Source organism: Psychrobacter sp. I-STPA6b (assembly GCF_020662265.1).
Lineage (GTDB): Bacteria > Pseudomonadota > Gammaproteobacteria > Pseudomonadales > Moraxellaceae > Psychrobacter.
In genome coordinates this window covers 48041-69698 of sequence record NZ_VEWM01000017.1, presented here as the reverse complement: position 1 = coordinate 69698, position 21658 = coordinate 48041, and the positions used below count along the sequence as shown (strand labels likewise).

Genomic DNA, 21658 nt, shown 5'->3' with positions numbered 1-21658 from the left:
CGTTATATTATCAATTATGGGTAGTATGGATAATTTACCTTCAATAATCATTCAAATCTTCATCAACAGCTACTGACTGTGTATCCATATCTTCACTACTGTCTACATTGCTATTGCTTTCTTTATTTACGGTTTGCTGTGTAGAAGGTTCTGGCAAATATAAAGCGCCTTTTTGTCCACATCCTGCCATTAAAGATAAAGCGCTACCCATGCCTAATATGATTGCTATTGATACCATACGATGTGACCAATTGTAATTTCTCATGATAAGATACCCTCTTTATTAAAATATTAAATACGCCCAAATGTTGTTACCTAACTCTCCTGTATGAAACACAGATGGCAGTCGAGATGTTTATAAAAACATGCTACATTATGGGCAAAACGGGTAAATAATCAACACACACCTTTCATAACTTTGCTTTGAACATAACAAAACATTTAGGACAATATACAATGAGTCATACAATCGATAACCCCACCCTAGTTTTAAACTGTGGCTCTTCTTCTATCAAATATGCTTTGATTAGTGAAGACAACCAAACTCGTATCACAGGACTGGCTGAAAATCTTGGCTTAGATACTGCACGTATTAAGCACACTGACTTAGATGGTGAAAAACAAGAAATTAACATTGCTGGTGGTAGTCATAAACTGGCACTACAAAAGATTTTAGCACTACTTGAAAAATATAAACCCATCGCTGTAGGTCACCGTGTCGTGCATGGTGGGCGGGAATTCTCTGAAGCAGTCAAGGTGACACCGCACGTATTAGAAGAAGTTAAGCGCCTTAAAGTATTAGCACCACTGCATAACCCTGCAAATGCTTTGGGTATAGAAGCTGTGAATGCCATCTACCCTGATTTACCACAAGTGGTGGTATTTGATACCGCATTCCACCAAACCATGCCTCCTGTGGCTTACCGCTATGCTATCCCTAAAGCACTATATGATGAAGAAAAGGTCCGCCGTTATGGCTTTCATGGCACATCACATGCCTATGTATCAGACCGTGCTAGCACCCTAACCTCTGCTACAGGTAAACATGGCTGGCTAACGGCACACTTAGGCAACGGTTGCTCAGCGGCTGCTATTTATGACGGAAAAAGTCTTGATACCAGTATGGGCATCACACCTTTAGAAGGACTGATGATGGGAACACGCAGTGGCGATGTTGACCCTGGTTTACATATCCACCTCAAACGCACGTTGGACATGAGCCTAGAAGAGATAGATACGATGCTCAACAAACAAAGTGGACTACTTGGTGTGTCTGGTCTATCCAATGATATGCGTACCATTGAACAAGCTGCTAATGAAGGTAATGCAGATGCAAAACTGGCACTTGAGATGTTTTGCTATCGTGCAGGTAAATACTTAGCATCATTAAGCTGTGCCTTACCAGAGTTTACAGGTATTGTCTTTACTGGTGGCATCGGTGAAAACTCAGACCTTATTCGTCGTAATATTTTAGAAGTCATGCGTCACTTTAATATCAAAATTGATAATGACAAGAATGCTGCTTTAATTCGTGGAAATGAAGGTAGCTTCCATCATGCTGATAGCCAGCTTGAGCTTTGGGTTATTCCAACGGATGAAGAATTCCGTATTGCTCAAGAAACTCGTGAAGCATTGGGTATGGCTGATTAATTGAGGTTGGTTATCAGCAAGTCATGATGATGGTTTCTGTGTAGCAATCATAATCAACTTTGCAATAATTGATAAAAAATTAAAACTTAAAAAAGTGAAATTAGGAACTTAAATTATGCAAACTATTTTACTTGTACCAACCAGTCGTGGGATTGGCTTAACTTCTGCTGCTTTAGGGCTTATTCGAGCATTAGATTATACAGGTATCAAAGCAGGCTTTATGAAGCCATTTTTGCAAGATGATACATTAGATAAACAACATAGCCTTGATAGTACCAGCGATTTGGCAAAGCATGCCTTTGGACTCAATCCTCCAGCTTCTATTCCTCGCCAGCGTATTGAGCGTATGATTGGTGATGACCAACTTGATACACTGATGGAAGAAGTGGTATTTAACTTTAACCAGATAGATGAAGACTGTGATGTTGTTATCTGTGAAGGATTAGTACCTACCACTGAGGCAAGCTACGCCACTCATGTCAACTATGCCCTAGCCAATGCCCTAGATGCCAAAGTCATCTTAGTCAGTAGTGCGGATATTAATAATCCAGAGCAACTGGCTGATAAACTTGACATGTATGCGCGAGACTATGGTGGGCTATCTAGTGGTCGCACACTTGGTTGTATCTTGATGCGTGTGCATAACATTCCAAATACTTTTGAAACACAGCCTGTTGCACCTGGTCAAGCCAAGTTTAGTCTTGATGATAGCTTTTTGCAGGCGATGGCTTCGCACTCACCTGCTTTTGGTACCGACAAGTTTCACCTAATCGGTGTCGTGCCATTTAGTAACACATTATCTGTACCACGAACATGGGATATCGCCCAAGAGCTAGGCGCAACTTGGCTACATGAAGGTGATGCAAAAAATCGTCGTGTGCTAAAAACCAGCTTAACAGCTCGTACTGTCTCACGTGTTGGTAGTGTCTTTAGTCGTGGCACCCTCATTGTGACACCAGGTGATCGTGATGACTTACTATTGGCAACGGCTCTGGCTGCCATGAATGGTATCCCTATGGCAGGTATTGTTTTAACTGGTGGCATCATCCCCAATGACACAGTAATTGACCTCTGCCGACAAGCATTAAAAACAGGTATGCCAGTGATGAGTGTCAAAACAGACAGCTTTGAAACAGTGCAGAACCTATCTAATATTAGTAATGAAATTCCCAGCGACGATACTGAACGTGCTGCTGATGTCACACGATTTGTGGCAGCACACCTTGACCTTGAGTGGCTCAAAAGCTACTTTGAGCGTCATCACCAACCACGCTTATCACCCTCAGCATTTCGTCATCAAGTGGTCAAAAAAGCACAGCAAAGCCATATGCGCATCGTTTTACCAGAAGGCTCTGAGCCTCGCACAGTTGAGGCAGCAGCTATCTGCCAAAGCCGAGGCATTGCTCAGTGTGTGCTACTAGCCAAAAAAGAAGATGTGCAAGAAGTGGCAAAAAATCGTGGTATTGACCTTCCAGATGATATAGAAATCATAGACCCAGAGAGTATTAACCAAGAAAAATACATCGCTGCAATGATTGAGCGTCGTAAAGGCAAATTAACTGAGCCAGTTGCTACCGAACAGCTAAAAGATACCGTTGTCCTCGGTACTATCATGCTGTATCTAGGTGAAGTTGATGGTTTAGTCTCAGGTGCAGTACACACCACAGCAAATACAGTCCGTCCTGCATTCCAGTTTATCAAGACAGCACCAGACTATTCATTGGTCTCTTCTATCTTCTTTATGCTATTACCTGAACAGGTCGTTGTTTATGGTGACTGTGCCATCAATCCAGACCCAAATGCTGAAGAGTTGGCAGAAATCGCCATTCAGTCAGCCGCTTCTGCTAAAGCCTTTGGCATTGACCCCAAAGTCGCTATGATTAGCTATTCAACAGGAACATCTGGTACTGGTGCAGATGTTGAAAAAGTCAAACAAGCCACCCAAATTGTCCGTGAGCGTGCTCCTCATCTGGTTGTAGATGGGCCATTGCAATATGATGCAGCCTTTGTCAGCAGTGTCGGTAAACAAAAAGCACCAGACTCACCCGTAGCAGGACAGGCGAATGTCTTTATCTTCCCTGACCTCAATACTGGTAATACGACCTATAAAGCTGTACAGCGCAGTGCCAATGTTATCAGTGTTGGTCCGATGTTGCAGGGCTTGAATAAGCCTGTCAATGACTTGTCGCGTGGTGCATTGGTAGACGATATTGTCTATACCATTGCACTAACAGCAATACAAGCTTCTAGCCCTGAGGTGTAAATAATTGCTTATTATTTACTTGCTAGTATAAGTGCTGAACAATAATCCAAATAGACGCCCCCTTAGCATCATCTGGGTGCTAGGGCGTCTATTTATTATATTTTTCCTGCTCTTTCTTTACCCCGCAGACTCATTTATCATCATTGACAGTCATTTATGACCCATCAACCATTATTCATGTCATCAGTTAAACCACCTGTAGTTCGCCTATTTTTAGGGGGCTCTTTTAACCCTATCCATCACAGTCATGTCTCATTATTGCATCATACAGCGAAGCGCTTACTAACAACAGAGCCCATTCAAACGCCTGTTGATGCCTCATTTCTACCGACTGCACGTTCACCATTTAAAGCGACCAGCATTGCGCCAGAGCATCGCCTGCATATGATTCAGCTTGCCATTGCAGACTATCATCACTCATCAATGTCTATAAATAGTGGCATTAACCTGAATATTTGTGAGTTAGAACTTTGGCAAACACCTCCAACCTATACCATTGACACCCTACAGGTGCTACGTCAACGCTATCCAGACGATAGCATCATCTTTATCATGGGGGCAGACAGTGCTAACAGCCTTGAAAAGTGGCGCTCTGGCTTACAACTTACAACCCTAGCGCATTTATGGATATTCCCACGGGAACAGTGGCAAAGTGTGCAAGACATTAAAAACGCTCTGCCTCAAGCACTACAAATACAAGTATGTCAACAAGCACAAGACTTGAAAACTACCACACATGGACATATCTATATAGACAACCAAGTCACCCCAAGCATTTCTAGCCGAGATATCCGAAAACAAATAAACATCCAGTATCAGCAAAACCACTATCAACCTTTACTTAACTTACCTGTCAGTGTCTATCGTTACATTGTACAACATGATTTATATCATGAATCTGACTGGTGAAACCCATAGTAAACTTGATAACAAACTGATCAACGATGTTTTAATGTTTTAATCCTGCTATACTTAAATGCAAATAAGCTTTGTATGTCTCTATTCTTGTATGTCACTATTCATAATCCATCCAGTATAGACACATCAAACGTTAATACAGCAAAGTAACTTGTTATTGATTATCAGCAATTATTTAAAGAGTCGAATTTTTATGACCCAAAAGTTAATGAGTACAGAACGCCTAAATCACTGTCTTGCACTGGTTCAAGAAGCCTTAGAAGATGTGAAAGCAAAAAATATTACTGTTCTTGAAGTTGCCCATCTCACCGATGTCATGGATTATATTGTCATTGCTGATGCCACTTCAAAACGCCATGTCAAAGCACTGGCAGATCACGTTGGTGCTGTTGCCAAAAAAGAAGATTTTATGCCTCTAGGACGAGAAGGTGAAAAAGACAGTGACTGGACACTTATTGACTTGGGTGCAGTGGTTGTTCATGTCATGACACCACAAGCCCGAGAGTTCTATGATTTAGAGGGATTATGGTCTTCTCCAGAGGCACTTGCCGCCCTATCTGCTGAGTCACGTGAACCCAGCTAATCTATAAGCTTTATCACAAACCAAACCTACTAACAAAGCTTGATTATTATGAACCATTGATTGAGGTCACTATCAGCTTTGTTATTATTGGTTATACTTATTAACTTCTTACCACACACCATCACGATAATGGAATAACGTGTTATGACACAATTATGGCTTGACTTAGGGAACACACGCTTAAAATATTGGCTAACAGATGACATCACTCAAGTTGTCGCTCATGATGCCAAACAGCACCTACAAGCACCTGCAGAGCTGTTAATGGGCTTAACAGACCGCTTCCAACAATTAGCCCCTGCTTTTATTGGCATTTCTTCTGTTCTCGGTGAGCAGATTAATACACAAATTGCAGAATCACTAAGCCATTTATCTATTCCATTTAAGTTTGTACATGTTGATGCCAATCATAGCTTACTCAAAAGTGACTATGAGCCAAGTCAACTTGGTGTAGATCGCTGGCTACAGCTTTTAGGGGCTGTTGATAGCAAAAAACGTCAATGTGTCATCGGCTGTGGCACTGCAGTCACTATTGACTTGGTTGACCATGCACACCATCTGGGTGGATATATCTTCCCTAATATTTATCTACAACGAGAAGCCCTATTTTCTGGCACAAAACAAATCAGTATCTCAAACGGTACATTTGATAGCATCGCCCAAGGCACAACCACTGCCGATGCTGTTCATCGTGGAATCTTATTATCAATTGTTGGTGCAGTAAATGAAATCAGCCGTCGTCATCCTAACTTTGAGCTGATTATGACAGGGGGTGATGCATCTATCCTAGCACAACATATTGACCACCCTTTACATATTCGTGAAGACTTGCTTCTCAATGGATTGATACGATTCTTTAACTAAAAAGTAGCTTTTGATAAAAACACCATGATAAAAAACACTATAAGGATATTGTGATGACAACGCCACTCTCCCCCACACAATTGGTTGAGATTATCTTTAAAGCCTATCACACCCATACAACCATTGATACTAACCAGATGATACCTAATCTAACACTTGAGCAGGCATATCATATCCAGCACGCGGTTACTGCACAAAAACTGGCACATGGAGAACATCTGGCAGGCTATAAAATCAGTATGACTAATGAGCAAACTCTCAAAATCTTTAACTCACTAGAACCAATTTATGGTCAACTGAGTGAGCAACAAGTTTGGGAGCATACCCAACCACTATCCCTAACTCATGATGTCCATAGTGCTCTGATTGAGCTTGAGCTGGCATTTATTGCCCAAGAGCGTCTACTCCCCACAGACACACCAGAGCAACTGTGCCAAAAATGTCTTATCGCGCCTTGTTTAGAGATTCCAGACTCTCGTTATAACAACTGGTTTGCTAATATGAGTAAAGAGCATTTGTGTGTTGATGGTGCAGTCGGTGGATATGTCTGCCTTGGCGAGCCAATCCAAGCAAGTTATGACGCCATTGGCTCAACAACGGGTGAACTGCAAAAAGATAATGCTACCTTGTTAATTGAACCTGCCAGCATCGTTCTTAATCATCCAGCCAATGCCATCCAATGGCTGGTACAAAAACTTGCCTCACATGGTCTGCATATCAACGCAGGTATGTTTATATCATCTGGCTCATTTGGTAGCCCTGTTCCACTAGAAACGGGGACATTTACAGGTATTTTTCCTAATATTGGCGATATCTCAATCACCGTTACTCAATAATATCTGACCCTCTCTTGGTAGTTTATAGTATAAAAAAGAGCTGTTTTTACACAGCTCTTTTTTGTATCTACAGTACAGCCAAAGAATACTAAAACCTAAAGCTCATTAAAAACAATGGTTTTATTACCTGTGACAATCACCCGATTTTGTACATGCCAGTTTACAGCTCTAGCCAAGACGTTACGCTCTACATCACGTCCAATTGCCCGTAAATCAGCAACACCTTGACGGTGTGTCACTCGATGTACATCTTGCTCAATAATAGGACCTTGATCCAGCTCAGCAGTCACATAATGAGCCGTTGCACCAATCAACTTCACCCCTTTTTCAAATGCTTGTCGATAAGGGTCTGCACCAACAAATGCTGGTAAGAATGAATGATGAATATTGATAATACGCATTGACCACTTAGCAACAAAATCTGCTGATAAAATCTGCATATAACGTGCTAAAACCAATAAATCATTATGCGCCATTAACTCATGAATTTGTGCCTCAGCCTGCGCTTTATTTTCCTTTGTTACAGGGACATGATGAAACTCAATTCCAAAGTTTTCTACCGCTTGACGCAAATCTTCATGGTTGCTCACCACACACGTAATATCGCAATCAAGCAGACCACGCTGATGACGCCATAATAAATCCAAAAGTGCATGGTCAAACTTTGAAACTAAAATACCAACCTGATACTTTGCTGTATTATCATGCAACTGCCAGTCCATCTGATATTTACTAGCAACCTGTTGTGCAAACTGTTCCTCAAAACTACTAAGCACCTCTGAGAAACCAGCCAATGCAAACTCAACACGCATAAAATACTGCCCGCCTTCATGCGCAGTTGAGTATTGATCTAAAGTAATAATATTTGCGCCCTGCTCATAAATAAAACCTGAGACAGCCTGCACAATACCTGCCTGATCTTGGCATTGTACTAGTAAAGTGGCTGTTTCTTTTGTTGATGGTGCCACACTTGGTAGCGTAGCAAAGTTTGCTGATGTTGTTTTCATAAGAATCTATTCTATTCAAGTTATCATAGGGGCAATATTGTAAAGCTGTATCACATATAAAGACAATAAGTTTTATATTTTATCCCTATCTACTTTCTAAAAGCCTTTGTATTCACATAAATAAAAACCCCCAAGAATACTTGAGGGTCTCCATCTATCAGATAGTTAATTGCACCAAAAAATACTCAGTGTTTATGTTATCTGCTGTAGATACAGCATACTATATTTACTTAATAGTATATGTATAGCTAGTCACATTCCCATTAGGTGCTGTTGCGGTTACTTTAAACTCATCTCCCGCTTGACAGTTCTTTAATTTAAACGTTGTCACAGTTCCTAAATTATCACCTGGTTTACCAACAGCAACATTTGCAGGGACTTTTGTAACGCCTGCCACAAGGCTAGCTTCACAGTCTTTAGTTTCCTGCTCAATACTAATATCTCCATCAGGGATTGTACTAAATGGTGCTGTTTGACCGGATCCATTTGCATTGGTTGTTACAGGAAACTCTACTTCACCTTTTTTAACTGTAATGAAGCTATTAGCATTAGCACCATTAACCTTAATGACATAGTTGTTTGTACCAGAAGGTACGATTACTGCCGTTGGCTTAGATGAGGTTTCATCACTAGCAACACCAGTAATCGTAGTACCTGATGGCATTGGATTTAAATCATAAAATCCACCACTATTCATACGTACAGAAATGAGGTTGTCACTACCTTTAACCACTTGTTCTGGTCGAGGTGTAAACACTTTATTCTCTACATCACCTAATACAAATCTAGCATTATTACTATCAGATAATAAAGTAATGCCTTGATATCTTACTACAGCATCTAAACCATCATTACATGTATCAGGTCGATTCGGATAGACAAACTCTGCCACATATCTTGCTTTATACTGTGTACGTTTGATAGCAGGTAGGGTTGGGAATTTTAAATTAATATATTGATCTAAATTGTTTTCACACGCTTGGTTACCACCTTTTGAGGGATAAGTGAACTCACCCTGATCATACTTATGATTCTCATTATCATCACGATAGGTATCACCAATATTGTAGACAAAAATATCATCCTTATCCCAAGCATTATTGCCATTCGTATCGATGTAGTCTTTTTCACCCTCAGCCACAGCTAAAACACTCACTCGACCATCTCCTGGGCGTGAGTTTTGGGTAGAGAACGTTACTTGACAAACACCATCTACTGTAGAGCAGTCCGAAGTAATCTTCCCACCTTCTGCTGTAAAGTTAATTACTGTACCGTCAGGTACTTTATTACCATTTCTATCTGACATTCGTGCTTGTATAACAGCTGTATTTCCATCCGCACTCCAATCTAGTACATTTTTTTCCCAAGATATACTAAGACCTGTTTGAGTCACTCGAGAGCTAGCAACGGTGATATTTTTTGATAATGCATTTACATTTTCGTCTGAGACCAGTGTTGCTTTCACTTCAACAGGACCAGGCGTACTACCTGGATAAAGATTGACTTGAACTTTACCATTTTCATCCGTAGTCGCTATATAGCTCTCTCTTTTTTTCTCAGGACCAAAAGTCAGCCCTAAAGGTGCTTTTTCTAGTGACAGCTCAACTTTCTGATTTGCAAGTGGAGATGAGTTTGAGTAAACAGTAAACTCAATTTGCCCTGTTGAAGAAGAGCCACTATTTTGAATACCCATGGTCAAATCATTAGCAGTGTAGATGATAGATGTTGCTTCAGGAGAGGCAACTTCAATCGTCTCAGATTGTGTCTTATTACCTGTGCTTGCTGATAGACGCACATTGCCACCACACAGAGAGTTATCAGCATTAATGGCTTTATAAACAGCACGTACCATCCCATCTGTATCAGAACTCACTTGGGCAACAATATCACCACAACTACTATTTAAGTTAACCAATACACCACTTAACGCTTTACCATTTGTATCAGTGACTTGTAGACTTACAGGAGTTTGTCCACCAGATGGCAACTGTTTATTTTCAATAGTCAGCTTACTAAGCACAACATTCGTTGCTTGTACTGAGAATGTTTTATTACTATTTGCTGTTTGATTACCAAAATCTGCCAAAGCTGAAATTGTATAGGCTCCTGAAACTTCTGCATTCTGTGGTTTTAGGAAAATTTGAGCCATACCATTGGTGTCTGTTAAAACAGAACCAGAAGTGCTTTGTGTTAACACCACACCTTGTGCGTCAATACTAAAAGAAACCTTGGCATTAGCAATGGGCTTATTTGCCTTATCAACCACTTCAACTTGATAATAAGCACCTTCTAAACCAATTGAATTAATAGCGTTGCCATCAACATCAACCAACGCACTTTTTTTAATTTTCACTTCAGACTCTGTCTCGCCACCGCCTGTTCCTGTGCCACTTCCTGAACCGCCTGTGCTTCCGCCTACACCAAGATCTGGTCTAGGGTCAATTGAGTCAACAGTACCACCACCGCCTCCACAACCAGCCAAAGCTAATGCACATGATAAAGATGTCAGCTGAAAGAACTTAATTGCTGATCGCTTATGATTATTAGTAATTGTGCTCAAAAAGCTTGTATTAGACATAATATAGACTCCGCATTCGTACCCCAAAATAGGTACTATGTGCTAAAAAATTGTGACAAATTAAAAAAGTTGTTATGAGATTATTTCAGTTTCAATAAATAAACTCACCCTAAACAGCAACAGATTTTATTGATATAACAACAATGCGCTAAGTTACTGGGGCAATGCTTCCTCTCAAATTTACTTGGTATGTTATGTAGCCTCATCATTACTACTTAGTAACCAAATATTTTTATTGAGTTTCCTGATAATAACTTTACTGTTTTTGTATGTAACTTACAACCTAAATTTAGCAAAATACCTTCTTTGGGTTATAAATGTTATCATCCGTATCTACCTTTACTAAAATAGACAGAGGAATCCTCCTGTCGAGAAAAATGACGTTACATCCAAACTCCAATACATTGACCAGTAATTTCAAAGGGTATTATCAATTTTTAGTTGTGTTATTTGGCATCTTATGGTATAAATATGCGCTTTAAATTTTCTTGTGGGTCTGCTACTTTTCGTTGTGGCGTAAAGATAGGCGGCCGCCAAATTACCATTAACAATATTTATCCAAGTTTGACCTCATTGTGTCCATTCCACAGTGTATGAGTTGATACTATGGATAAGTAAGATAAAATGCGCTTTATGCACATGTCTTACTAATATATGAGGAGTTCGCCATGTCTCGAGTTTGCCAAGTGACTGGAAAGCGCCCAATGGTGGGTAACAATGTTTCGCACGCGAACAACAAAACCCGTCGCCGCTTCCAACCAAACCTTCACAACCATCGCTTCTGGGTAGAGTCAGAAAACCGTTTTGTTCGTCTTCGTGTCTCTTCTAAAGGTATGCGTATTATCGACAAGCACGGTATTGATAAAGTATTGGCTGATTTGCGTGCGCAGGGTCAAAAAGTTTAATACTGACATACTATAGTCACCACTGCTATCTTAATAAGCCATCTACTGAAGGAAGATTATCATGAGAGATAAAATCAAATTAGTCTCAACTGCTGGAACTGGTTATTTCTATACCACGACCAAAAATAAACGCACCATGCCAGGCAAAATGGAAATCAAAAAGTTTGATCCTAAAATTCGCCAGCATGTTGTATTTAAAGAAGCTAAAATCAAGTAAGTTGATTTCTTAGCATCTATTCAGCATCAAAAAAAGGGATTATCATCAGATAATCCCTTTTTTATATAGTATATCAATGAAGTATGAATTGGTTTTTGTACTATTTACCCACTATTAACCTAACCAACTTCACTTTAGCTATAGTGCTTTGGCTCTTCATCATAAACATGTGCATGCCATTGACTCATTTGCTTATGCATGATGACCTGAATGGCGGCATGAATCATATGTTGCCCAATAAACTGAGCATCTTTGCCAAGTACATCATAGATTTTATCAGCGAAATCAATGGTTACTAAAGGGTCTTGTTTACTATTGACATCACGTAAGACCAGTTTACCACCTTCCAGCTCAACCAGCTCTAACATGGTTTCTTTGCCAAAACTAGAAAACTTTTTGTTTTTACCTTTAGTATCTGATTCTGCTTCTAGCTCAACTGCCTCATTTATCTCTTGGTCATGTTCATGCGTCATATTACGTCCTCTTCAGCCTATTCTTAGTCATCTTTACTAAAAATATGTATTGATGTATAACAATGATGGCAATGACAGCAAACTTCAAGCCCTTTCTAGCTTCTTATGGTATATAAAATAATCAGTTTATTTTATATTTAGCTTTGATATCTAGCGCCAATAGCGTAACTTTGCTAAGGTAAATAAGAGTGCCACAAACATTCCTAGATAATAAGCTTGTTTTAACTCAAAACTGGGGTCACGATATTTTAGAGGCAAGGCCACCGTTGCTGTTGCGGTTGGAAATATCAATAACATCAACAACCAATTTTCGATAACATTAAGCCAATTTTGCCAGTCATGACCATGACGCAAAGATGCTAGCCCCAATAATACACAAGCAAAAATCAAGCTTAACATCAAAGGTCTGGGCAAGTCTTTGGGAAAGATATAATAATCAGAATCAGGAGAGAATATAGACACGCTTGTTCCTATGAGAAAGTTGCATCACCATTTGGCATAACGCAGAATAAGGCAAGTTCAGCCAGTTTTTATATAAAAACAAAAGATGGCTGTATCCTTTGTAGATATTAGCCCAATGAGCTGAATATTTAACAACCCCTAGCTATAAGCACCCATTAGCCATAATAGACCAACACAAGCCATTAACCAGCCCAATGTGAGCGCATTTCGGGTTTGAATATTCATCCCTTTAAACTTATTCATCACTAATGCACCTAACCAAAATACTAAAGGTACACCCAATGTAAAAAGAGGCACGATGATAAGTGCATGACGTATCACTGTATTAGGATCATCACCCAATATCAGACGAAAGATATAAATTGCTGAGCTTAAACACAAAGTTGCTATCGCCAAGCCAATGGTAATCCCTTTAGGAACAAGGCTCACTTTTTTGCTCGTTTTGAGCTGTTGTGCAGGATTATTGGTGATATCTTTTGAAGATTGCATATAACTATCTACCACTTCACAATTATGCTGACTGACAACCAACCAACTTTAATTCTTCTCGCATGGCTGTAATGACTGCTTGATAGTCATCTTGGTTAAAAATAGCTGACCCAGCCACAAACATATCTGCACCTGCTTCTGCGACAGCTCGAATATTATTTGTTTTGATACCACCATCAACCTCTAAACGGATGGCTCGCCCAGTAGCATCTATACGCCGTCTTACTTCTCGAATTTTATCCAAAGTAGTATCAATAAAAGACTGTCCACCAAAGCCTGGATTGACACTCATCAACAAAATCTGGTCAACTTTATCCATGACATAGTCCAAATAGTGCAATGGTGTCGCTGGATTTAGTACCAAACCACACTCTGCCCCGCCATCTTTAATTAGTTGTAATGAGCGGTCAACATGTTGGGTCGCTTCAGGGTGAAAAGTAATGATACTTGCACCCGCCTCTAAAAATTGCTCAATCATACCATCAACAGGGCTAACCATTAGATGCACATCTATTGGTGCAGTGATGCCATAATCACGTAATGCTTTACAAATCATGCTACCAAAGGTTAAGTTTGGTACATAATGGTTATCCATCACATCAAAATGTACCACATCTGCCCCTGCTTTTAAGACATTTTCTACTTCTTCACCCAAACGAGCAAAATCAGCAGATAAAATAGAAGGTGCAATTAAGTAATCTTTGGTGCAAGACTGTGATGTCATAAGGCATTACCTATAATTTTAATAAATTGGCTAGACATTAACCATTATTAAACTCAAAATTCAAGTTTAATATATGATTTATGTGTTTGATGGCTATATGTTAGGATTATACTCTCATTAGTACAGGTTTTAAAAGGTCACTTACCCACCTTCTACTCAGACTACTCAGATACTAGGGCGGTGTTAATAAGACATCTGCTGGAATGTTAATGCTGATTGACTCAGGCTGATTCTGCTCAAATAATGTTTGCTCAAACTCAGGTAATGCAACTTCCATGAGCTCACCAATCACCATTTGTGGCTCTGAAGCATCAAATCCCATGGCTGATTCACGCTCAGCTATGCGTTGTTTGGCTTCTAAAAATGCTGATTCTAAGCTGTTATTATTACGCAGACTTTCAGCGAAAAATGCCCGACCAAAATAAGTTAAATCCGCTTCATTGCTACAACCAAAAGAGGTCTTATCACTTGCTGAAGCAGTAATAACAACCGTTGTTGGTGACGCCAATTCATTAATAAATGAGCCTGAATAACACGCTGAGATAACAATCACTCGCCAGCGAATACCTGAGTCATCTAATGTCTGACGCAACCATTTTGGGTCAATATATTCTAATGCCATGGGTGGATTATCTAACTGCAAGGCACCAATATCACCATGTGAAGACAATGCCATAAACAATACATCTTCATCAGGGTTCATTCTTTGTCCAATACGTTTTAATCCTTGAGCAATACTGGTCTTGGTAGCAATGGGTTGTTCATTCCAACTATAGGTATTATTAATTAAACTTAGTGAATGCCCTTTTGTTTTAAAACGCACATCAAATAACTGCCGAACTTCATCTATTTCTGAACGAAATACATTTTGCCCTGCATAGCCCGCTACCCCCATAAAAAACCAATCTGTCTCTCCCATACGGTTTTGTTGTATGGCATTAAGCGCATTGGATAATAAAATAGGCTGAGCATAAAATGCAGACTCTTCTAATACAGGCATACTGGGTACAGCTTTAAATATGGGCTGATCAGCGACATTTTTTTGCCACATTGTTAATAGTGCCACTGCACCAATTAAAACTAAAAGACGCTCCCACCATGGCGTTCGCAGTTTGCGTGCAAATATCCATAACAACGCTACGGTCTGCCATAAAAATAATAGTAGAAAAACAGTTGGTAATAATGAATAGCTCCATAACGGTAACCATCCTCTCGTTCCCAAAAACTGAATCAAACTTTGGAGCAAGGCTAACATGGTATCGGCTGTCAGCCATAATACCGCAGGAACAAACAGTAAGGCATAGTTTCCCGAACGGCGTGCCAAAATGATACCAGCCAGTACAGCAATAATCGGCCATATTAAGTAACTGACTAGTCCTTGCTCATTAAACACACTGCCATAATCAGCCGCTAACCATGAAAATAAGGTATTACTTGCTAATGCCAGTACAGAGAAAATTAAAAACTGTAAAAAGGTGGGCTTTACCCATGCAAAAGCACGTGTAGAGCCAACTAGCATCCATAAGGCGGCTATAAGGTTGGCAGCAAAGTTCAATGGAAAGCGCTGTAAAGAAGGGACTTTGAGTGATGCTAGGGACAACTGGACACACCTCTATCAGTCATAGGTCAAAAAAAGGGAATAAAAGGTCATACGCTACTATAGATATAGTAACGGATTATTTCAGCACTTAATAATTAGAATTTGTAACGGTTATAGAGCATATACCCTTAATACACAAGCCTTTGACTAAATCTTACCGAATCAATCACAACATAAAATAAAAAAAAGGGACTTATCATAAGTCCCTTTTTTATCACATTATTACTATCAAAAAAACAGTAAGTTAAATTATTTCATTAATAACTCATTAACTCGTTTTAGATACGCTGATGGGTCTTCAAGCTGACCACCATCTGCCAATAATGCTTGGTCAAAAATCACTTGTGCCAAGTCATCGAACTGCTCACTATTTTCTAGCTTTTGAATCAGCGGATGGGTTGGGTTGATTTCTAAAGTAGGCTTCACATCAGGCACAGGCTGTCCCATTTGTTTAAGCATTTGTACCATCTGTGGGGTCAGCTCACCATCACCCACTACCAAACAAGCAGGGCTATCAACCAAACGTGTGGACACTTTCACATCTTTGGCACGTTCACCCAATGTGGTTTTTAGTTTATCAACCACAGGTTTTAGGGTTTCTTGTGCTTTTTCAGCTTCTTTTTTCTCTTCTTCATCTTGTAGGTCACCCAAGTCCACCGCACCTTTAGCGATATTTTGTAGTGGTGTACCGTCAAATTCAGTTAAGAAATTCATCGCCCACTCATCAACACGACTGGTCATTAAGATAACTTCGATGCCTTTTTTCTTAAATAGCTCAAGTTGAGGGCTATTTTTTGCAGAAGCTAAGTTTTCAGCCGTTAGATAGTAGATGGCTTTTTGACCTTCTTTCATACGCTCTTTATAGTCAGCAAAGCTGGTTTCCACACCTTCATGTGTACTGGTGGTATAACGCAACAGCTTAGCGATACGCTCTTGGTTATTCATGTCTTCACCAAGACCTTCTTTGATGACATCACCAAATTCAGCATAAAACTGTTTATATTTATCTTGCTTTTCGCTGTCTTCACTGTTTGCCAAGCTAGCCAACAAGGTTAAGACTCGGCGAGCATTACCATCACGGATAGATTTTACATCACGGCTTTCTTGCAGTAGCTCACGGCTGACATTTAGTGGCAAGTCAGCAGAGTCAATCACTCCTTTAACAAAGCGTAGGTACATTGGTAGTAACTGCTCAGCATCATCCATGATAAAGACACGCTTCACATATAGTTTTAGACCACGTTGTTGTTCACGGGCATAAAGGTCAAAAGGTGCTTTTTTAGGAATATAAAGTAGCTGAGTATACTGCACTCGACCTTCGACACGATTGTGCGTCCATGTTAATGGCTCATCAAAGTCATAGGTAATGTTTTTATAAAAGTCGATGTATTCTTCATCGTCAATCTCAGATGGACTACGTGTCCATAATGCACTGGCTTTGTTGATGGTTTCCCACTCATCAGTGACGACCATTTCGCCACCAGCCGGTGTATCGCTTTCTTCACCATCTTCAACAACATCTTCTTGCCAGACTTCTTTACGCATTTGAATCGGTAAGCTGATATGGTCAGAGTATTTATTAACCAAACGCTTGATTTTATTGCGGTCAAGATAGTCACTTTCACCTTCGCTATATTCTTCTTTTAGGTGCAAAGTAATGCTGGTACCGCGAGTGTCTTTGTTGATACTTTCAGTGGTGAATGCACCTGTACCGTCTGATACCCAGCGTACGCCCTGCTCGGCTGACTCACCAGCTTTACGTGACTCTACAGTAATGGTGTCAGCAACAATAAAACCTGAGTAAAAGCCCACGCCAAACTGTCCAATCAAGTTGCCATCTTGCTTTTGTGCATCTGATAGCTTTTCCAAAAAGGCTTTGGTTCCTGATTTGGCAATGGTACCTAAGTTTTCAATGGCATCTTGGGTATTCATACCAATACCATTGTCAGTAAAGGTGATGGTTTTGGCTTCTTTATCAATATCAATGCGAATACGTAATTCAGCATCCCCTTCATAAAGACTGTCATCACTGGTTGCTTCAAAACGCAATTTGTCACACGCATCTGAGGCATTAGAGACCAGCTCACGCACAAAAATGTCAGCATTAGAATATAAAGAATGGGTCACTAAATGTAGTAGCTGTGCGACTTCAGCTTCAAAGACGTGCTTTTGTGGTTGATTGTTATCACTCATAAGTTTCTCAATCCTTTATTCATCGTTAAACGGTTCATTTTCTATGACTGCATTTGTTAACTCAACATAATACTATGATGAGTAAAGCAGTCTACTGAGTGAACAAATATGGGCGCTTATGATAATTTTCAAGCACTGTTGCTAATAATATTTGATTATCTATAAAAAAGCCTGCTGTAATAGCAGGCTTAATTGATAAAATCATGATATCTATTAATTTGGTTAGTATTTTAGTTGATTACATTACTATGTCACTTAATCATTTAACTGGATAACATAGCGACTTGAATAAACACTTTAATTAATTCGTAGGCGCTTCCCCAAACCATTTAGTATAAATTTTATCATAAGTACCATCTGCCTTGATTTTTTTCAATCCACTATTAATTTTTTGTAGAAGGTCATCATCCCGTCCTTTTTTGACAGCATAACCAAAATATTCTACTTGTGAGTCTGGATTGACAAGACCATATAAGTTGTAATCACCCATCTGATTACTATAATACTGTAGAACTCGTGAGATATCATACGCCATATCTGCTTCATTACGAACGACTTTCTCTAGCTCCATAAACTGACTGTCTACTTCAATAATTTTCGCATCTGTACGTCCTGCCAATAACTGTTCTAATGCTGGTACACCAGCGGACTCTGCTTGTGTGGTAAATTTAGTGCTTTGCTGTACTGCCTCTGCAAAGTTATCGTACTTTGGTCTACCTGCGCTAGGATTCTCTTGTAAAATCCCCATCCACTGAGTATCTAAATATGGGTCTGAAAAATCATACTTTTGCTCACGCTCAGGATTGATAACCACACCTGTTGCAATAATATCTCGCTCATCACTATTGAGCATATCCAGTAACCCCTGCCAAGGAGAGATAATCACTTGAACAGCAAATCCTTCTTTTTCACCGATGGCTTTAATAATATCAATATCAAATCCCTTCGGCTTTCCATATTCATCACTTAATACAAAAGGAGGAAATGAAGAAATCGTTCCTACAATATAAACAGGTGCATCTGCAGGTAAGGTACTGACAGGCGCTTCCACCTCTGTAGATTCTGAACTGTCGCTTACTGCTACTGCGTTTGCCGTTTCTGCTGGTTCTGGAGATTGATTACACCCTGCCAATCCCAATAACGCCGATATTGCCAATACTTTCCATTTATGGTTCATACTCATCTCCCTAAACTTAGGATCATTAGTTAATGATTAACACGTCACACTTACAGTTTATAAAGTTTATGATTTAATATGCTTATGATTTAACATATAGATGAACCGCTAATACAATGAACGCAATATCCGTTTGTTACCAATAAACTTAGCGAACCACCAACTACTTTTATAACAAGCTTAGACCTATAGTCATAAAGATAGTAACCAGCAAAAGAATACTTATAAAAATAAAGGTGATAGCTTCACTATTTTACTGCAACAAACTTGCAAGAAATTACCAATATAAACAGTTCATACATGACTTAAAATAACATAATGAAAATGAATAGCAACCTATTTTATAAGTAAATATACATAAAAAAAGCTCCTTTTTATTTTATAAAAAGGAGCATAAATACTATAACGACATACTAAGCAAAACTACAAAGACTAGTTGACTCTACGAGACCTGCTCTACAGGAATACGTAACGCCTTGGGTAAGCTAAAAGTCACATTCTCTTCGATACCTTCTAGCTCGCTAGGAAGCTGTCCACCCCACTCTTGCAACTGCTGTAAAACGTCCTGAATTAGAACTTCAGGGGCAGATGCCCCTGCTGTCACACCCACATGCTTAACATCCGTAAACCAGGACTGCTTCATTTCACCAGCATTATCAATCAAAAAGGCACGACAGCCCATACGTTCCGCCAACTCACGCAAACGATTGGAGTTAGATGAGTTGGGAGAGCCAACTACCAGCACTACTTCACAACGCTCAGCCAAATCCTTAACCGCATCTTGGCGATTTTGAGTGGCATAGCAAATGTCATCTTTGCGTGGCCCTTTAATTTCTGGAAACTTTTCCCGTAGGGCATCAATAACAACAGCCGTATCATCCATAGATAAGGTTGTCTGAGTAACAAACGCCAGTCGTTGTGGGTCTCGAATACTTAGATTAGCAACGTCATGTTCATTTTCGACCAAGTGAATCTGTCCACCATGACTGCGGTTAAAGCGTCCCATTGTACCTTCTACTTCAGGATGTCCAGCATGACCAATTAAAATGGCATCCATACCATCTTTGGCAAACTTTGAGACTTCAATATGAACCTTTGTTACCAAAGGACAAGTGGCATCAAATACCGTTAAATCTCGACGTTCTGCTTCTTCTTCAACAGCTTTTGACACCCCATGTGCTGAGAAAATAACAATTGCACCATCTGGCACTTCATCTAACTCTTCGACAAAAACAGCACCACGTCTTGCTAAGTCAGACACAACAAACTTATTATGTACGACCTCATGGCGAACATAAATTGGTGGTGGAAATCGGGCTAACGCCTCGTTTACAATGGCGATGGCACGGTCAACGCCCGCACAAAACCCACGAGGATTGGCAAGATATATTTGCATAAAGATGCCTATCAATAGATAATTTAGCGAAAACTGGTCAATAATGACTCAACGATTTTATATTGATGATAATACCTAATATCAATATAAAGCATGGAAAAGTCGTGAAAATAAGCGTACAGCACATTCAACGTGCCATTATAACGTAATATTTATGCCCACACTTTACCATAATTTTACAAATATCACTCACCCATTAGGATAACACGATGACTGGGTCACTTTTTATTATCACTGCTGCTTCAGGAACCGGAAAAACCTCACTGGTAAAACAGCTTATTGCCACCACTAATGAGCTTGCCGTCAGTGTCTCGCATACCACTCGCCAGCCACGTACTGGTGAAGTTGATGGACAGCATTACCACTTTACCGATGTTGCCAACTTTGTTTCAGGCATTCAAGCGGGACAATTTTTAGAGCATGCAGAAGTTTTTGGCAACTACTATGGCACATCGCAAGAAAGCGTCAACAAACAGCTTAATGCTGGGCTAGATGTTATTTTGGAAATTGACTGGCAAGGCGCTCTACAGGTGAAAGAGATTTTTGATGATGTCACCATGATTTTTATTCTACCGCCCAGTTTAGCCAGCCTACGTCAACGCTTATCGACACGCGGGCAAGATAGCACCGAAGTTATTGAGCGTCGGCTTGCAGGTGCTGTGGATGAAATGCGCCAATATGTTCACTTTGATTATGTGGTGGTGAATGATAACTTTGATGTGGCATTGGCAGAGTTAAAGTCCATTATCATCGCCAAGCGTCAAACGCTAGCACGCCAACAACAACGCTTTGAGAATACCATTGCTGCACTATTATCCAACTAGGCATACAATCGCCCTGTATAGTCAGTTTTATAGCAGTTTTTCTCCGCTATTTTTGGTATAATAGGCAGTTATTCTTATTTTCTTCTTAATCGGGTCAGTCACTATTTATTTTTATCACTGCTCATATTAAGACAGAGAAAAATCAAGTTTCATTAATAGAGGTTAGTATGGCACGTGTCACTGTAGAAGATTGCTTAGATAATGTTGAAAATCGCTTTGAGTTGATTTTGGTCGCTAGCAAACGCGCCCATCAACTCGCCAAAGGCATCGCTGAGCCAACCGTTGAGGTTGATAATGATAAACCCACTGTTTTGGCGCTTCGTGAAATCGCAGCTGGACATATCACCAGTGATATTTTAGAGCAACCTGAGCATCATTTTACGACCAACTCTTTAGACTTGGCTCTAAGCAGTGGACATGGATTCTAAAGTTGCCTGATGCAAAAAAGACTGGCTCTTTTTAGTTAATGCTTTAGTTAATAGCTTACTGTCAATAAACT

General features: G+C 39.9%; 21 protein-coding genes. 10 read left to right on the top strand and 11 right to left on the bottom strand.

The window, feature by feature from the left end:
* Positions 1-40: 40 nt before the first annotated feature.
* On the bottom strand, positions 41-265 hold the full coding sequence (lptM, locus tag FHK88_RS02770; RefSeq protein ID WP_227429262.1) for an LPS translocon maturation chaperone LptM: 225 nt from the start codon (positions 263-265) through the stop codon (positions 41-43).
* A 191-nt stretch (positions 266-456) separates the two neighbouring features.
* Here lptM and FHK88_RS02765 point away from each other — a divergent pair, with 191 nt between their 5' ends.
* The 6 genes from FHK88_RS02765 to FHK88_RS02740 all read left to right on the top strand — a co-directional run bounded on the left by FHK88_RS02765 (position 457) and on the right by FHK88_RS02740 (position 7114).
* Entirely contained in the window at positions 457-1650 is a 1194-nt protein-coding gene (locus FHK88_RS02765; protein WP_227429261.1) for an acetate/propionate family kinase, read from the top strand.
* A 115-nt stretch (positions 1651-1765) separates the two neighbouring features.
* Positions 1766-3913 (top strand): phosphate acetyltransferase, encoded by a 2148-nt coding sequence (gene pta / locus FHK88_RS02760; RefSeq protein WP_227429260.1) that lies wholly within the window; start codon positions 1766-1768, stop codon positions 3911-3913.
* Positions 3914-4069: 156 nt separating this feature from the next.
* Positions 4070-4822: a nicotinate-nicotinamide nucleotide adenylyltransferase gene (locus FHK88_RS02755; RefSeq protein ID WP_227429259.1), complete on the top strand. Its 753-nt coding sequence runs from the start codon at positions 4070-4072 to the stop codon at positions 4820-4822.
* A gap of 217 nt (positions 4823-5039) precedes the next feature.
* Positions 5040-5414 carry a ribosome silencing factor gene (gene rsfS / locus FHK88_RS02750; RefSeq protein WP_227429284.1) on the top strand — a complete coding sequence of 125 codons (375 nt, stop codon included), beginning with the start codon at positions 5040-5042 and terminating at the stop codon, positions 5412-5414.
* A gap of 144 nt (positions 5415-5558) precedes the next feature.
* Entirely contained in the window at positions 5559-6278 is a 720-nt protein-coding gene (locus tag FHK88_RS02745; protein ID WP_227429258.1) for a pantothenate kinase, read from the top strand.
* 53 nt (positions 6279-6331) lie between these two features.
* A complete protein-coding gene (locus FHK88_RS02740; RefSeq protein WP_227429257.1) occupies positions 6332-7114 on the top strand; it encodes a 2-keto-4-pentenoate hydratase in 783 nt (260 codons plus the stop codon).
* A 95-nt stretch (positions 7115-7209) separates the two neighbouring features.
* On the opposite strand, the gene purU is transcribed toward FHK88_RS02740, so the two are convergent.
* Both purU and FHK88_RS02730 read right to left on the bottom strand, forming a co-directional pair.
* Complete coding sequence (gene purU, locus FHK88_RS02735) at positions 7210-8082, bottom strand: formyltetrahydrofolate deformylase (protein WP_227429283.1); 873 nt, start codon at positions 8080-8082, stop codon at positions 7210-7212.
* 265 nt (positions 8083-8347) lie between these two features.
* The gene (locus tag FHK88_RS02730) at positions 8348-10699 is read right to left on the bottom strand and encodes an Ig-like domain-containing protein (protein WP_227429256.1); all 2352 of its coding nucleotides are present in this window, start codon (positions 10697-10699) and stop codon (positions 8348-8350) included.
* Between the two features lie 668 nt (positions 10700-11367).
* On the opposite strand from FHK88_RS02730, the gene rpmB reads away from it, so the two are divergent.
* Both rpmB and rpmG read left to right on the top strand, forming a co-directional pair.
* On the top strand, positions 11368-11604 hold the full coding sequence (rpmB, locus tag FHK88_RS02725; RefSeq protein WP_227429255.1) for a 50S ribosomal protein L28: 237 nt from the start codon (positions 11368-11370) through the stop codon (positions 11602-11604).
* 61 nt (positions 11605-11665) lie between these two features.
* On the top strand, positions 11666-11821 hold the full coding sequence (gene rpmG / locus FHK88_RS02720; protein ID WP_227429254.1) for a 50S ribosomal protein L33: 156 nt from the start codon (positions 11666-11668) through the stop codon (positions 11819-11821).
* Positions 11822-11955: 134 nt separating this feature from the next.
* Here the strand turns inward: rpmG and FHK88_RS02715 are convergent, their stop codons facing one another.
* From FHK88_RS02715 to ispH, 8 genes are all read right to left on the bottom strand, one after another.
* Complete coding sequence (locus tag FHK88_RS02715; protein WP_413680428.1) at positions 11956-12294, bottom strand: hypothetical protein; 339 nt, start codon at positions 12292-12294, stop codon at positions 11956-11958.
* A gap of 150 nt (positions 12295-12444) precedes the next feature.
* Positions 12445-12693 carry a hypothetical protein gene (locus tag FHK88_RS02710; RefSeq protein WP_227429281.1) on the bottom strand — a complete coding sequence of 83 codons (249 nt, stop codon included), beginning with the start codon at positions 12691-12693 and terminating at the stop codon, positions 12445-12447.
* 201 nt (positions 12694-12894) lie between these two features.
* Complete coding sequence (locus tag FHK88_RS02705) at positions 12895-13245, bottom strand: hypothetical protein (RefSeq protein ID WP_227429253.1); 351 nt, start codon at positions 13243-13245, stop codon at positions 12895-12897.
* Between the two features lie 22 nt (positions 13246-13267).
* On the bottom strand, positions 13268-13969 hold the full coding sequence (gene rpe, locus FHK88_RS02700) for a ribulose-phosphate 3-epimerase (RefSeq protein ID WP_227429252.1): 702 nt from the start codon (positions 13967-13969) through the stop codon (positions 13268-13270).
* Between the two features lie 172 nt (positions 13970-14141).
* Positions 14142-15569 carry a C13 family peptidase gene (locus FHK88_RS02695; protein WP_227429251.1) on the bottom strand — a complete coding sequence of 476 codons (1428 nt, stop codon included), beginning with the start codon at positions 15567-15569 and terminating at the stop codon, positions 14142-14144.
* Between the two features lie 249 nt (positions 15570-15818).
* The gene (htpG, locus tag FHK88_RS02690; RefSeq protein WP_227429250.1) at positions 15819-17762 is read right to left on the bottom strand and encodes a molecular chaperone HtpG; all 1944 of its coding nucleotides are present in this window, start codon (positions 17760-17762) and stop codon (positions 15819-15821) included.
* A 301-nt stretch (positions 17763-18063) separates the two neighbouring features.
* A complete protein-coding gene (locus FHK88_RS02685; RefSeq protein WP_227429249.1) occupies positions 18064-18939 on the bottom strand; it encodes a transporter substrate-binding domain-containing protein in 876 nt (291 codons plus the stop codon).
* A gap of 442 nt (positions 18940-19381) precedes the next feature.
* Positions 19382-20335, bottom strand: a complete 954-nt coding sequence (ispH, locus tag FHK88_RS02680) for a 4-hydroxy-3-methylbut-2-enyl diphosphate reductase (protein WP_227429248.1) — start codon at positions 20333-20335, stop codon at positions 19382-19384.
* A gap of 209 nt (positions 20336-20544) precedes the next feature.
* On the opposite strand from ispH, the gene gmk reads away from it, so the two are divergent.
* Both gmk and rpoZ read left to right on the top strand, forming a co-directional pair.
* On the top strand, positions 20545-21159 hold the full coding sequence (gene gmk, locus FHK88_RS02675) for a guanylate kinase (RefSeq protein WP_227429247.1): 615 nt from the start codon (positions 20545-20547) through the stop codon (positions 21157-21159).
* Between the two features lie 167 nt (positions 21160-21326).
* Entirely contained in the window at positions 21327-21587 is a 261-nt protein-coding gene (gene rpoZ / locus FHK88_RS02670; RefSeq protein WP_227429246.1) for a DNA-directed RNA polymerase subunit omega, read from the top strand.
* Positions 21588-21658: the final 71 nt, after the last annotated feature.

Bases quoted from the DNA above. Each gene is read 5' to 3' on its own strand.
- rpoZ (WP_227429246.1), top strand. From the start codon at position 21,327: ATGGCACGTGTCACTGTAGAAGATTGCTTAGATAATGTTGAAAATCGC.
- rsfS (WP_227429284.1), top strand. From the start codon at position 5,040: ATGAGTACAGAACGCCTAAATCACTGTCTTGCACTGGTTCAAGAAGCC.
- FHK88_RS02740 (WP_227429257.1), top strand. From the start codon at position 6,332: ATGACAACGCCACTCTCCCCCACACAATTGGTTGAGATTATCTTTAAA.
- FHK88_RS02705 (WP_227429253.1), bottom strand. From the start codon at position 13,245: ATGCAATCTTCAAAAGATATCACCAATAATCCTGCACAACAGCTCAAA.
- htpG (WP_227429250.1), bottom strand. From the start codon at position 17,762: ATGAGTGATAACAATCAACCACAAAAGCACGTCTTTGAAGCTGAAGTC.
- pta (WP_227429260.1), top strand. From the start codon at position 1,766: ATGCAAACTATTTTACTTGTACCAACCAGTCGTGGGATTGGCTTAACT.
- rpmB (WP_227429255.1), top strand. From the start codon at position 11,368: ATGTCTCGAGTTTGCCAAGTGACTGGAAAGCGCCCAATGGTGGGTAAC.
- lptM (WP_227429262.1), bottom strand. From the start codon at position 265: ATGAGAAATTACAATTGGTCACATCGTATGGTATCAATAGCAATCATA.
- FHK88_RS02765 (WP_227429261.1), top strand. From the start codon at position 457: ATGAGTCATACAATCGATAACCCCACCCTAGTTTTAAACTGTGGCTCT.
- FHK88_RS02715 (WP_413680428.1), bottom strand. From the start codon at position 12,294: ATGACGCATGAACATGACCAAGAGATAAATGAGGCAGTTGAGCTAGAA.
- FHK88_RS02685 (WP_227429249.1), bottom strand. From the start codon at position 18,939: ATGAACCATAAATGGAAAGTATTGGCAATATCGGCGTTATTGGGATTG.
- gmk (WP_227429247.1), top strand. From the start codon at position 20,545: ATGACTGGGTCACTTTTTATTATCACTGCTGCTTCAGGAACCGGAAAA.
- ispH (WP_227429248.1), bottom strand. From the start codon at position 20,335: ATGCAAATATATCTTGCCAATCCTCGTGGGTTTTGTGCGGGCGTTGAC.
- FHK88_RS02710 (WP_227429281.1), bottom strand. From the start codon at position 12,693: ATGTTAAGCTTGATTTTTGCTTGTGTATTATTGGGGCTAGCATCTTTG.
- rpmG (WP_227429254.1), top strand. From the start codon at position 11,666: ATGAGAGATAAAATCAAATTAGTCTCAACTGCTGGAACTGGTTATTTC.
- FHK88_RS02745 (WP_227429258.1), top strand. From the start codon at position 5,559: ATGACACAATTATGGCTTGACTTAGGGAACACACGCTTAAAATATTGG.
- rpe (WP_227429252.1), bottom strand. From the start codon at position 13,969: ATGACATCACAGTCTTGCACCAAAGATTACTTAATTGCACCTTCTATT.
- FHK88_RS02755 (WP_227429259.1), top strand. From the start codon at position 4,070: ATGACCCATCAACCATTATTCATGTCATCAGTTAAACCACCTGTAGTT.
- FHK88_RS02730 (WP_227429256.1), bottom strand. From the start codon at position 10,699: ATGTCTAATACAAGCTTTTTGAGCACAATTACTAATAATCATAAGCGA.